Consider the following 12,928-nt stretch of genomic DNA (forward strand, 5'->3'; position numbering starts at 1 on the left):
GATCATCGAGTCGTAATCCGTGACGATCTCGTCGCCCTGCCGGAGCGCGTCGTCCATCCGCACACCGATCCCGCCCGGCGGATCGTAGATCGCCAGTTTCCCACCCGGGGAGGGTGCGAACTCCTCGGCGGCGTTCTCGGCGTTGATCCGGAACTCCATCGCGTGGCCGTCGATTCCCACGTCGTCCTGCCCGAAGTCGATCTCCTCGCCGGCGGCGGCCCGGAGTTGCCACTTCACGATGTCGATACCCGTGATCTCCTCCGTGACCGTGTGTTCGACCTGAATCCTCGTATTCACTTCGAGGAAGTAGAAGTTCGTCTCCGAACCCAGCAGTTCGCCGTCCTCCCGTTCCGGGTCCTCCTCGACGAGGAATTCGACGGTGCCGGCGTTGGTGTACTCGGCGGCACTCACCCCGCGGCGGGCCGATTCGCCGATCTTCTCCCTGAGGTCGTCGGTCAGTGCCGGACTGGGCCCCTCCTCGATGACCTTCTGGTGACGGCGCTGGAGCGAGCAGTCACGCTCGCCCAGATGCCGGACGTTGCCCTCGTGATCCGCGAGGATTTGGACCTCGATGTGGCGTGGGTTCTCGAGGAACCGCTCGACGTAGACCGAATCGTTGTCGAAGTAGGCCTCTCCCTCGCGTTTCGCGCTTTGAAGCTGATCCGCTGCTTCGTCGGGGCCCTGAACGATCTTCATCCCGCGACCGCCGCCGCCGCCCTCGGCCTTGATCGCGACCGGGTAGCCGTGGTCCTCGCCGAACTCCTTGACCTCCTCGGGGTCGGTGACGGGGTCTGTCGTCCCGGGGACGATCGGCACCCCAGCCTCCTGCATGACCCGGCGGGCGTTGGTCTTCTCGCCGAGTTGCTCCATCGCGTCGCTTTTCGGCCCGATCCACGTAATGGCGTCCTCGGCCTCGACCTTCGCGGCGAACTCGGCGTTTTCCGCGAGGAAGCCGTAGCCCGGATGGATCGCGTCGGCGTCGGCCTTCCGGGCGGCCTCTATCACCGCCTCGTGATCCAGATACGAGTCGGCCGCCCGCGCCGGCCCGACGTTGTAGGCCTCGTCGGCGTAGCGGACGTGACCCGAATCCGTGTCGGCCTCGCTGTAGACGGCGACCGTACTGACGTTCAGTTCCTCGCACGCACGCATGACGCGAACGGCGATCTCACCTCGATTCGCGACTAAGACTTTCCTAAACATTGTTGATGGTCTCGGCGTAAGTTACCTCATTCTGTCGGTTCGACCCGCCGCCGCCCAGCCGTCGGTCGGCGCGCCGCTCGGTACGCGCACCCGTCTGCTTTGGGTGTTCTCGATCCGGCCCGCGAAGGTCCAGCGCTCGCCCTCCCAGGTCGGTTCGGCCTCGCCGCCCGCAGCGGCCTCCTGGTCGCGCAAGTGTGACCCGATTGCCGCCGCGATCGCCGCGGCCTCGGCCTCGCTGGCGCTTTCGGGAATCGAAAGCGTGGTATCGCCCTCGCTCATAGCGGGATGTTTCCGTGTTTCCTCTCCGGTTGGGATTCGCGTTTCGAGCGCAGCATCTCGAGGTCGTCGACCAGCCGCGGGCGGGTGTCGGCGGGTTCGATCACGTCGTCGACGAAGCCCCTGTCGGCGGCGGTGTAGGGGTTCGCGAACTCCTCGCGGTACTCGTCGATCAGCTCCTGACGCCGGGCCTCCGTGTCCTCGGCCTCCTCGAGTTCCTGCCGGTAGAGGATGTTCACCGCCCCCTGCGGGCCCATCACCGCGATCTCGCTCGTCGGCCAGGCGTAGTTGACGTCCGCGCCCAGATGTTTCGAGGCCATCACGCAGTACGCGCCGCCGTAGGCTTTGCGGGTGATCACCGTCAGTAACGGTACCGTTGCCTCCGAGTACGCATAGAGGAGTTTCGCGCCGTGGCGGATGATCCCCCGGTGTTCCTGGTCGGTGCCGGGCATATATCCCGGAACGTCGACGAACGTCAGGATCGGGACGTTGAACGCGTCACAGAACCGGACGAACCTCGAGGCCTTCATGCTCGCGTCGACGGTGAGGGTGCCGGCGTTCGCACGGGGCTGGTTCGCGACGACCCCTATGGAATGGCCGTCCAGTCGGGAGAAGCCGACGACGACGTTCTTCGCGAATTCGGGGGCGACCTCGAAGAACGCCCCCTCGTCGGTGACGCCGTCGATCACGTCGACCATGTCGTAGGGTTTGCGGGGCTCGTCGGGGACGATCCCGTTCAGCGACTCGTCCCGGCGATCGGGGTCGTCCCACGGCTCGACCCGCGGCGGGTCCTCGACGTTGTTCTGTGGGACGTACGACAGCAGGCGCTTGATGTCGTCGAGCGCGGCCTTCTCGCTTTCGGCGGCGAACTGCGCGACGCCGGTCTTGTTCGCGTGGGTGCGCGCGCCGCCCAGTTCCTCTTGAGTGACCTGCTCGCCGGTGACCGTCTCAATCACCCCCGGACCGGTGATGTACATGTGGCTCGTGTCCTTCACCATGAAGACGAAGTCCGTGATCGAGGGCGAGTAGACCGCCCCGCCCGCACACGGCCCCATAATCGCCGAGATCTGGGGAACCACGCCGCTCGCCTTCTGGTTGCGGTGGAAGATATCGGTAAAGCCCGCCAGCGAGGTAACTCCCTCCTGGATTCGTGCGCCCGCCGAGTCGTTGAACCCGACGATCGGCGCACCGACCTCCATGGCGGTGTCCATCACCTTGCAGATCTTCTCGGCGAACACTTCCCCGAGGGAGCCCCCGAAGACGGTGAAGTCGTGGGCGAAGACGAACGTCTTTCGCCCGTTGACGTCGCCGTAGCCGGTGACGACGCCGTCACCGAGTATCTTCCGTTCCTCCATTCCGAAGTTGTGGCTCCGGTGGGTCCGAAGCTGGTCGAACTCGTGGAAGGACCCGTCGTCGAGGAAGTACTCGATGCGCTCTCTGGCAGTCATCTTTCCCTTCTCGTGTTGGGACTCGATACGGTCCTCCCCACCGCCGAGCTCGGCCTCGGCCTTCAGCTCGCGGAGCTCCTCGATGTCGTCGTCGATGGTCACCGCCACCACCGTCCTTCACGGTTCAGCATACGCCAACCCATTACGGAGGCGATCAAAAACGTTCCGCACGATCGAGCCCGGGCGGGGCTACTGCAGCGGCGCCGGGACGATATAATAGCCCGTCTCGGGCGTGAGAAACAGGTCGTTGAAGTTGAGCGCGACGACTACCAGAACGACCACGAGGACGAACGTCCGGAGCGACCACAGCCACGCCGGGCCGACGCCCAGCGAGGAGCCCCGCTCGAGTTCGTCGATCGCCTCGTCGCCCATGATCCACCCGACGAACACGACGACCGCCAGCACGGCAAGCGGCAGGAACAGCGTCACGCCCAGTCCGTCGAACCAGTCGAGCCACGCGGTGTCGAGCGCCGAGGGGATTCCCAGGAGGAACCCGGCGATCCCCAGCCCGACGGCGGCCGGCGCGCGCGCGACCCCAAACGTATCGACGGCGTAGGCAACGGCGGCCTCCAGCAGGCTGATCGCCGACGAGAGGGCCGCGATGAAGACGACGCCGAAGAAGACGACCCCGACGATCTGTGCGAGGAGGTCGCCGCCGGGGAGTTCGGCCAGCGCCGTCGGGATGGCGACGAACACGGCACCGGCACCGCCCTCGCCCGGCGGGACGCCCTGTGCGAACAGTAGCGGCATGACGACGAGCCCCGCGAGCACGCCGACGAACGTGTTCGTGACCGCGATGGCCAACCCGTCGGCGAAGAGGCTGTCATCGCGGCCGAGATAGGACGCGTACGTGATCATCACCGAGAAGCCGAGCGACAGCGAGAACAGCGCCTGTCCGAACGCCGCCGGCAGGATCGACTGCCAGTTCTCGGCGATCACGCCGAAATCGGGCGATAGGAAGAAGGCGTATCCCTCACCTGCGCCGGGGAGCGTTGCCGTAAAGCCCGCGAGTACGAGCAGCAGGACGACGATGCTCGGGACCATGAACTTCGTCGCGAGTTCGATCCCCCGCTCGATGCCGAAGGCGACGATGCCGATCGTGATCGCGATGAAGATCGCGTGCGTGAGGACCGCGGGGAGGCCAGCCGAGACGGCGCCGAAATAGCTTTCGGGGGCCGCGAGCGCGTTGCCGGTGACGCTGCCGGCGATATAGCGGGTAACCCAGCCGCCGACGACGCTGTAGTACGACAGCGTCCAGAACGACGCGAGAATACCGATCGCACCGACGAAGCGCCAACTCGGGCGGTCGAGGGTGCGAAACGCCTTCACGGCGTCGACGTTCGCCCGGCGACCGATCGAGAACTCCGCGAGGATCACCGGGATACCGATCAGCAACACCGCCGCGAGGTAGACGACGAGGAACGCTGCCCCACCGTTGGCCGAGGTCTGGAACGGGAACCGCCAGATGTTCCCCAGACCGACCGCACTGCCGACGGCGGCCAGGATGAACCCCGTTCTGGTCGCCCATGTTTCACGTTGTGACATGGGGCCATCATTCGCTCCGTCTGTTATAAACCCACCGATAGAGGGAACCAGATGACATGATTTCTGCTGGCTTCCAGGCGAATCGAATCGCCGGCAAGCGTAGGTGTTCGATACGGAGTCGGTTCCCAGTAACTCGAACGTTCCAATGAATGGATGTATCAGGCCTCGCCGTAGACCGCGCCGCACCCGCCTTGACGAAGCCTTCACAGATCGCACTGCCGAACGAGCCGGTCACCAGTGCTACCCGCCCGTCCGAGCGGCGATACCGAGACCGGAACGACAAGCTACTTCCCGGTCGGCGTTGAGTGTAGAGTCAATGCAGACTTCCCAGTCCTCCATCCCGGGCGACGTCGCCGAGGAGGGTGACAGCCCGGCGACCGTGCTGCTCTGTGGTCCCCACGGCGAGTCGTGGGGTCCGATCTGGGACCAGCGCGATCCGGAGTCGGTGAACGTCCTCGCGATCACGACCCATCTCGACCCGCTCGAATGGATCGACGCCTGCGAACAGCAACTCGGCACCCTTCCGATGAAGACCGGCGCGATTCGACTCGGAACGCCCATCGACCCACTGACGACCGACCACCCGAGCCACGAGGGCGCGGACCTGCCGTTGACGGCCGTCGAGCGCCCAAGCGACCTCGACGAGCTCTACACGGCTATCAACCTCTACATCACCGAGTGGCTTCACACCGACCAGCAGACGCTGATCTGGCTCGAATCGCTGACGCCCGTGATCGAGCACGTCGGGGCCAAGCGCACGATCGCGTTCGTCGAGTCGCTCGCCGAACGCCTGCGTATGACCGGAACGGTCGCCTACGCGCGCCTCGACCCGCGCGATCACGACGAGCACACCCGCTCGATGATCCGAAGCGCGTTCGACCGCGTGGTCGAGATCGAGGCGGACGGACCCGCCGTCGCGGCGGATTCGCGCGAGGAACTCGTGTTGCGGGCGCTCAGAGCCGAGGGACGGCTCTCTGCCGACGCGCTCGCCGGGCGGGTCGCCGCAAACGAGAACGCCCGCCATCCGGACGGGTACGACCCCGCGAACGCCCGGCTCATCGAGATCGACCTCTATCACGCGAGCCTCCCGAAGCTCGCCGACGCGGGGTTCGTAAACGTCGAGTGGGACGAGCGGATCGTCGAGCTCGCAGTCGAGCCGGAACGTATCGACGGGCTGCTCGAACGGAGGAACGGCGGCGCGAGATAGGACCATGTCAAAGGACGACTCGATCAGTAGGACGGGTTCGACCGAACACGAGACACACCACCCGCCCGCGGCCGACACGTCGCCCGTCGTGTCGGTCACGGCGGCGATCGCCGCCGCGCGGGACGAGGCCCCGATGGACCTCGTCCCGCCACTCGAATCGGTCGTCGACACGGACGAACTCCGCGCCCACGTCGAGGACGCGGCCGACGACGAACGGCTCTCGTTTCGGTACAAGGACTGTTCGGTCGAGATCTACGGCAGCGGCCGGATCGTCGTCGAAACCGACCGGCCACGCCTCCCGAAACGCGACGTCCCCGACCGGATCCGACGGCTCGTCGAGGAGCGGTACGTCCCCGGAACCGGGGCCGAACAGACCGAACGCAGGCGGGCGATCCGGGCGGCGTACTGCTTCCTCCGCAACCAGGGCAGTGCCCGGCGGAGCGACTTCATCCGCGAGGTCTATCCCTGCTATCCGGGCGGGTACTCGATCCCCGACGGCGGGTGGTGGGAGACGATCGTCAAACCCGGTCTGAGCGCCTGTCCCGACATCGCGAAGGGCAACGCGATGTGGTACTACGTCGGTGACTGAAAAGGACGAGGAGTGTTCTACGGCTCGATCAGTAGTTTTCCCAGGAAGCTCTCCTCAAGCACCGCACGCTGGGCCTCGCCCGCTTCTTCGAGGGAGTAGCTTCGCTCGACGCGGATCGAAAGCTCCCCGCGTTCCATGAGCGTCGCGAGCCGTTCCAAGGGACGGGAGAGGTCCGGCGTGTTGAACATGCTCATGAGGTGGACCCGGAGTTCCTTCGCGCGGGCGGCCGGGACGTTCTCCCAGCCTGCTTCCGGTACTGTGTTCCCGATCCCGACGATGCGCGCGCCCTGCTGGGCGACCGCCGCATCGAAGTCGAGGTACTCGTCGAGGCGATGGTCGAGGATCACCGCCGGTTCGTACTCCCCGACTACTTCTTCGAGGTTTTCATCAGCGTAGTCGAAGACCGCGTCCGCGCCCAGCCCTTCCAAGGCCTCGTGATACTCGGGCGAGGCGGTCGTGAGTACGTCCGCACCGGTCGCCGCGGCGAGCTGGACGGCAGCGTGGCCCACCCCACCGGAGCCGCCGTGGATCAGGCAGGTCTCGGCGGGTTCGAGGCCAGCGTGGTCGATCAGCGCGCGCCAGGCGGTCACGGCGGCGACGCCCGCCCCGCCGCCCGCACCGAATCCGACGTTCTCGGGGAGGTGTGCGATCCGGTCCGTCGGGACGAGCACGTACTCGGCGTAGGAACCTTGGTGATCCCTGCCGAGGCCGGTCCCGAACACCCGGTCGTCCGCCTCGAAGCCAGGCGTCCAGTCGCCGGCCTCCTCGACGATACCCGCAAAATCCGAGCCGGGCGTCATCGGCAACTGGGAGGGCTGGAACGACCCTTCGCGGAAGTAGGTGTCGACGGGGTTCACCCCGGCAGCCTCGACACGCACGAGCAGTTCGTGCCCGCCCGGCTCCGGCCGGTCGATGTCGTCTACGTCCAGTACCTCGGGACCGCCATGATCGTGGTATCGTACCGCACGCATACCCAGGAATCGAAGCCGGAGAACAAAGCCTTACTGTTCAGTCCGTCAGCCCGTAGCCCCGCGCGAACATGGCGATGTCGAGCGCGACCACGGCGAGCGTCAGCCCCGAGAGGACCGCAAGCGCGGCGTTCGGATCGACGTCGGAGTAGCCGAGAAAGCCGTACCTGACGCCGTTTACCATGTAGACCATCGGGTTCAGGAGTGAAACGGTCCGCCACAGTGACGGCAGGATCTCGAGCGAGTAGAAGACGCCGCCGAAGAAGACCAACGGTCGAAGGATGAACTGGTTCATCACCGTGAGGTGATCGAAATCGTCGGCGATCAATCCCCCGATGATCCCGAGGGCGGCGAACAGCAGCGAGACGACGAACATGAACGCGACGAGATAGAACGGCTGTTCGACTCCCACTGGCGTGAAGAACGCGCCGATGACTGCGATGATGACCCCGACGACGACCCCGCGGGCCGCACTGGAGAGGACGTAGGCCAGCACCATTTCGGTGTACGAAAGCGGCGAGGTGATCGTCTCGTGGATGTACTCGTTCCAGCGCCCGTGGAAGATCGAAAACGAGGCGTTCTCGAAGGCGTTCGAGATCGCCCCCAGCACCACGAGTCCGGGCAGGAGAAAGAGGATGTACGAGAAGCCCTGTATCTCCTGAATGCGCGTCCCGAGGATGACGCCGAACACCGAGAAGTACAACACGTTCGTGATCATCGGCGGGAGGAAGGTGTTCCACGGCCGACGGACGAACCGCTGGACCTCGCGTTCGAGCAGCGTGTAAAAGCGCGCCGAGAGCGGGTTGGCGACCATCAGCGCGCCTCCCCCGCGAGGCGGGTGGGTTCGTCGGGCTCGTCGGCTTCGTGGGATTCCTCGGACGCCTCCGCGTCGTCGCTCCCGCCCTGGCCCTCGGTGAGTTCGACGAATATCTCCTCCAACGACGTGCGCGAGATCTCGATATCCGTGATCTCGTGGCCCCGCGCTTCGAGCGCGTTGAGCAGGCGTGGCGCGACCCGACCGCCACCGCCGGCGACGCGCGCGACGAGGTGACTCCCCTCCAGTCGGACCTCCTCGACGGCCTCGATCTCGCGGTCGATATCCGGCGCGCTCGCGGGCGGGTCGCGCAGTTCGACGGAGACCGTATCGCTTCCACGCGCCATGAGTTCGTCGGGCGTCGCGACCGTGACCTTTCGGCCCGCGTCCATGATCGCGACCCGGTCACAGAGGCGTTCGGCCTCCTCGATGTAGTGGGTGGTCAGCAGGATCGTCGTCCCCTCGTCGTTCAGCCGGTTGATCACCTCCCAGAGGTCGTGGCGCAACTGGACGTCGACGCCCGCGGTCGGCTCGTCGAGGATCAGGAGGTCGGGCTCGGTCACGATCGCGCGCGCGAGGAGCAGCCGACGCTTCATCCCGCCCGAGAGCCAGTCGAAGCGGGTGTTTCGCTTCTCGTAGATCCCGACGAGCTTCAGCGCCTCGTCCGCGCGGCGTTCGGCCTCCTCGCCGCTGATACCGTGATAGCCCGCCTTGTGCAGCAGCACCTCGCGGATCGGGAAAAAGCGGTCGACGTTGAACTCCTGGGGGGCGAGCCCGATGGAGTCGCGCACCTCCCGGTAGTCGTCCTCGACGTCGTTGCCGAACACGCGCACCTCGCCGCCGGTCTTTCTGACGAGTCCGACCAGCGTGTTGATGAACGTGGTCTTGCCCGCGCCGTTCGGTCCGAGCAGTCCGAAGAACTCCCCGGCCTCGATCGACAGGGAGAGACCGTCCAGCGCCCGGACGTCGTCGTACTCCTTTTCGAGTCCTCTCGCTTCGATCGCCAGTGTCATTACCGGGTCGAGGCGCTCGCAACGATAAAGCGCGACGGATGCGGAAGCCTATTCGAGATAGCCAAGATCCGAAAGCCGACCCTCGACGTCCCCATCGGCGGTGGTCGTTCGAGTCCCCGCCTCGCGTTCGGGATACGTCATCTCGTCGGACGGTGGAACCAGCCCCAGGGGCTCGCCGTCCATGCGGTCGCTCCGGGGAACCCCGAGCGCGGAGAGGACCGTCGGGGCGATGTCGAGGAGGTGGGCACCCGATATCTCCTCGTCCCCGTCCCCGGTTTCGATGCCGGGGCCCGCCGCCATCACGACGCCGTCGAGCTTGTGGTTCCACGGCTCGGCGGGCGAGGCAAACAGCTCGTCGCGTAGTTGGGCCGAGAGGAAGTAGTTCCAGTCGTTGGGTACGGTCATGACGTCGACCGCGCGATCGACGTTCGGCCCCTCGAAGTACTCCTCGACGCGCGCGACGTCCTCGAAGACGCGCTCGCCGTCCGGGGCGCGAACCCCCGAAAGTAGCCCGATCAGTTCGTCGCGTACGTCCTCGTACTCCTCAGGGGAAACGACGCCCTCCGGATCGCGCCCTTCGAGGTTGATCCGGACGCCCGTCTCGACGCGCGAACGCATGTAGGCGGCCGAGGCGGCGAAGTCGACCTGTTCGTCGGAGGCCTTGACGATTCCGGCGGGCGCATGGCGTTTCGCCAGGTCGTTGAGACCGACGCGTTCGAGCGTCCGACCGATTTTCCTGGTCGTCACGCCGAAGTTCGCGGCGGACGCGACTCCGCGTTCGAGCAGCGTCGGTTCGCGCTCGGTCGTCTCCTCGCCCTTCCTGAGCGACTGCTCACGAACCGTCTGCCAGGAGGGCATCCCCGCAGCACTGCGGGTCGTCTCGACGTATCCGTGCCCCCTGAGGAAGGTGTTGAGGCGGAATTCGCTGCCCTCGTACTTCCCGAGGCCGTGGTCGCTCACGAGCAGCGCGACGTTCGGATCCGTCTCCTCGAGGATCCGCTCGACCTCCCGGTCGACCGCCTCGTAGATCTCCGTGACCAGCTCCTCCTGGTAGCCGTACTGGTGAAAGACCGTGTCGGTGACCTGGAACTGGACGAACCCGAAATCGGGCTCGAACCTCTCGGCGAGATACAGGAACGCGTCGCTTCGCATCGAGACCGAATCGACGTACTCCTCGAAGGCGTCGGCCTCGCCGCCCGGCGTCGGATAGACGGTGTACTCGCCGATCGCCTCGCGGACCTCCTCAAGGATCCCCTCGGGATGGGAGGGCGGGTTTTCGGGGGCAGTGAAGCCGGGGATGACCGCCCCGTCGATCTCGCTTGGCGGGTAGGTCATCGGAACGTTGACGACGACGCTTCGCTTGTCGTGGTGGTCAAGCAGTTCCCACAGCGAGTGTTCGTCGACCGAACTCGCGTTCGCGACCCCCCAGTCGTAGCCGTCGTAGGTCAGAAAGTCGAACACGCCGTGTTTGCCGGGGTTCGTCCCCGTGTACAGCGAGGGCCACGCGCTGGCGGTCCACGGCGGGATCTGTGATTCGAGCGTCCCGCTCGGTTCCCCCTCCCAAATCGACTGGATCGTCGGTACGCGCCCCTCCTCGAACAACGGTTCGAGTATCCCCCGACTGCAGGCGTCGATCCCAATCAACAGCGTATCGACGTCCCCCTCACTGTGGTCCGGTGTCATGCGTATACCGAAGAACGGCTCGCGCCCTTATTATGGATCATGTAATCCGACGAACGAGCGATTAGCTGGCACATAAACGCGGTCTATCGGACGGTCGGCGGGCGTTACTCGGCGCGTGCGGGAACCGATATGAGCGGGATTTAAGCGGTCACCGAACACGGGTATAGCTGCATGAAGCTTCACGAATACCAAGCGAAGTCGGTGTTCGCCGACGCCGGGATCCCGACACCCGATTCGCAGCTCGCAGAAAGCACCGACGAGGTGCTCGCTGCGGCCGAGTCGGTCGGCTACCCGGTCGCCGTCAAGGCGCAGGTACAGGTCGGCGGTCGCGGCAAGGCCGGCGGGATCGAACTCGTCGAGGACGACGAGGAGGCCCGCGAGGCCGCCGACTCGATCCTCGGGATGGACCTCAAGGGCTACACCGTCGATCGCGTGCTCGTCGAGGAGGCCGTCGACTTCGTCGACGAACTCTACGTCGGCGTAACGATGGACCGCGGCGAGGGGAAACCCGTCGCGATGGTCTCGGAGAAAGGTGGGGTGGACATCGAGTCGGTCGCAGAGGAGGACCCCGACGCGATCGCCCGCGAACACGTCGACCCCGCGTTCGGTCTCCAGCCGTACCAGGCCCGCCGCGCGGTCTACGACGCCGGGATCGACCGCGAGGTCGCAAGCGACGTCTCGAGCGTACTCACGACGCTCTTTTCGCTCTGGGACGATCGGGACGCCAGCGACACGGAGATCAACCCGCTGATGGTCACGAGCGACGGCGAAGTGATCGCTGCCGACGCCGTGATGAACATCGACGAGGACGCGCTGTTTCGCCAGTCCGAACTGGCCGAGATGGAGGAGGAGTCCTACACCGACGACCTCGAACGAAAGGCCGGCGAGTACGGCTTCGATTACGTTCGATTGGAGGGCGACGTCGGCATCATCGGTAACGGTGCGGGTCTCGTGATGACGACCCTCGACCTCGTCGATTACTATGGGGGCGAGCCCGCGAACTTCCTCGACGTCGGCGGCGGCGCGAAGGCAGACCGGATCGCCAACGCGCTTGACATGGTCTTCTCCGACGAGAACGTCGAGTCGGTCGTGTTCAACATCTTCGGCGGCATTACTCGAGGGGATGAGGTCGCGAAAGGGATCAACAACGCCCTCGAACAGTTCGAGGAGATCCCCAAACCGGTGGTCGTCCGGCTTGCGGGGACGAACGCCGAGGAGGGCATGGAGATCCTGAACGCGGATCTCGTGCAGGTCGAACAGACATTGGAGGAAGCGGTTCAGCGTGCCGTCGAGAACGCACAGGAGGGAGACGCATGAGCATTCTAGTCGACGACGACACCCGCGTGGTCGTACAGGGCATCACCGGCGGCGAGGGCAAGTTCCACGCCGAACAGATGATGGAGTACGGCACCAACGTCGTCGCGGGTGCGGTGCCCAACCGCGGCGGCCAAGAAGTAGCCGGCGTGCCGGTCTACGACACCGTCAGCCAAGCAGTCAGGGAGGAGGACGCCGACGCCTCGGTGATCTTCGTGCCGCCCGCGTTCGCCGCGGACGCCGTCTTCGAGTCGCTCGATTCGGAACTGGATCTGGCAGTGGCGATTACCGAGGGGATCCCGACCCAGGACATGAGCAAGGTCTACAAGCGCCTCTCGGAGGTCGATACCCGGCTGATCGGGCCGAACTGTCCGGGAATCATCACGCCCGGCGAGGCGAAGTTGGGCATCCTGCCGGGGGACATCTTCTCGGCGGGCAACGTCGGGCTCGTCTCGCGCTCTGGTACCCTGACCTACCAGGTCGTCGACAACCTCACGAACCGCGGACTCGGCCAGTCGACCGCGATCGGGATCGGTGGCGACCCGATCATCGGAACCTCCTTCGTCGACGCGCTCTCGACCTTCGAGGACGACCCCGAGACCGACGCGGTCGTCATGTGCGGCGAGATCGGCGGCGAGGACGAGGAGCAGGCCGCCGAGTTCATCGCCGACAACATGGACACCCCGGTCGCGGGCTTCATCGCCGGCCGGACCGCCCCGCCCGGAAAGCGGATGGGCCACGCCGGTGCGATCGTTTCGGGCAGCGGGACCGGTACCGCAGAATCGAAGATCGACGCGCTCAACGACGCCGGCGTCCCCGTCGGGGACACCCCCGAGGAGGTCGCCGACAACGTCGAGGAGCTGCTGTAGCC

The 12,928-nt window shown here is 65.8% G+C and carries 12 protein-coding genes; 4 read left to right on the forward strand and 8 right to left on the reverse strand.

The genetic code is table 11. The features are described 5' to 3' along the window. From EAO80_RS14340 to EAO80_RS14355, 4 genes are all read right to left on the reverse strand, one after another. Positions 1-1,200 (reverse strand): acetyl-CoA carboxylase biotin carboxylase subunit (locus EAO80_RS14340; RefSeq protein ID WP_122090560.1); only part of this gene is annotated, 1,200 nt, incomplete at its 3' end. A 21-nt stretch (positions 1,201-1,221) separates the two neighbouring features. Continuing rightward, the gene (locus tag EAO80_RS14345) at positions 1,222-1,479 is read right to left on the reverse strand and encodes an acc operon protein (protein ID WP_122090561.1); all 258 of its coding nucleotides are present in this window, start codon (positions 1,477-1,479) and stop codon (positions 1,222-1,224) included. Then, the gene (locus EAO80_RS14350) at positions 1,476-3,020 is read right to left on the reverse strand and encodes an acyl-CoA carboxylase subunit beta (protein ID WP_122090591.1); all 1,545 of its coding nucleotides are present in this window, start codon (positions 3,018-3,020) and stop codon (positions 1,476-1,478) included. Before EAO80_RS14350 ends, EAO80_RS14345 begins: the two co-directional genes overlap by 4 nt. A gap of 93 nt (positions 3,021-3,113) precedes the next feature. After that, complete coding sequence (locus tag EAO80_RS14355; protein ID WP_122090562.1) at positions 3,114-4,469, reverse strand: sodium-dependent transporter; 1,356 nt, start codon at positions 4,467-4,469, stop codon at positions 3,114-3,116. Positions 4,470-4,785: 316 nt separating this feature from the next. Here EAO80_RS14355 and EAO80_RS14360 point away from each other — a divergent pair, with 316 nt between their 5' ends. Both EAO80_RS14360 and EAO80_RS14365 read left to right on the forward strand, forming a co-directional pair. Then, a complete protein-coding gene (locus EAO80_RS14360; RefSeq protein WP_122090563.1) occupies positions 4,786-5,676 on the forward strand; it encodes a DUF7504 family protein in 891 nt (296 codons plus the stop codon). A gap of 4 nt (positions 5,677-5,680) precedes the next feature. Continuing rightward, a complete protein-coding gene (locus tag EAO80_RS14365) occupies positions 5,681-6,265 on the forward strand; it encodes a HalOD1 output domain-containing protein (RefSeq protein ID WP_122090564.1) in 585 nt (194 codons plus the stop codon). Positions 6,266-6,282: 17 nt separating this feature from the next. Here the strand turns inward: EAO80_RS14365 and EAO80_RS14370 are convergent, their stop codons facing one another. The 4 genes from EAO80_RS14370 to EAO80_RS14385 are packed head-to-tail and all read right to left on the reverse strand — an operon-like array spanning position 6,283 to position 10,743. After that, the gene (locus EAO80_RS14370; RefSeq protein WP_122090565.1) at positions 6,283-7,236 is read right to left on the reverse strand and encodes an NADPH:quinone reductase; all 954 of its coding nucleotides are present in this window, start codon (positions 7,234-7,236) and stop codon (positions 6,283-6,285) included. Positions 7,237-7,273: 37 nt separating this feature from the next. Continuing rightward, complete coding sequence (locus EAO80_RS14375) at positions 7,274-8,047, reverse strand: ABC transporter permease (protein ID WP_122090566.1); 774 nt, start codon at positions 8,045-8,047, stop codon at positions 7,274-7,276. After that, on the reverse strand, positions 8,047-9,060 hold the full coding sequence (locus EAO80_RS14380) for an ABC transporter ATP-binding protein (protein ID WP_122090567.1): 1,014 nt from the start codon (positions 9,058-9,060) through the stop codon (positions 8,047-8,049). The genes EAO80_RS14375 and EAO80_RS14380 overlap by 1 nt, the downstream gene beginning before the upstream one ends. 48 nt (positions 9,061-9,108) lie before the next feature. Next, the gene (locus EAO80_RS14385) at positions 9,109-10,743 is read right to left on the reverse strand and encodes an alkaline phosphatase family protein (protein ID WP_122090568.1); all 1,635 of its coding nucleotides are present in this window, start codon (positions 10,741-10,743) and stop codon (positions 9,109-9,111) included. Between the two features lie 171 nt (positions 10,744-10,914). Here EAO80_RS14385 and sucC point away from each other — a divergent pair, with 171 nt between their 5' ends. Together sucC and sucD are read left to right on the forward strand one after the other, a co-directional pair. Continuing rightward, entirely contained in the window at positions 10,915-12,060 is a 1,146-nt protein-coding gene (gene sucC, locus EAO80_RS14390; RefSeq protein WP_122090569.1) for an ADP-forming succinate--CoA ligase subunit beta, read from the forward strand. Then, entirely contained in the window at positions 12,057-12,926 is an 870-nt protein-coding gene (gene sucD, locus EAO80_RS14395; RefSeq protein ID WP_122090570.1) for a succinate--CoA ligase subunit alpha, read from the forward strand. The genes sucC and sucD overlap by 4 nt, the downstream gene beginning before the upstream one ends. Positions 12,927-12,928: the final 2 nt, after the last annotated feature.

Origin of the sequence: Halalkalicoccus subterraneus (genome assembly GCF_003697815.1) — an archaeon.
In the GTDB taxonomy this organism is placed as follows: Archaea; Halobacteriota; Halobacteria; order Halobacteriales; family Halalkalicoccaceae; genus Halalkalicoccus; species Halalkalicoccus subterraneus.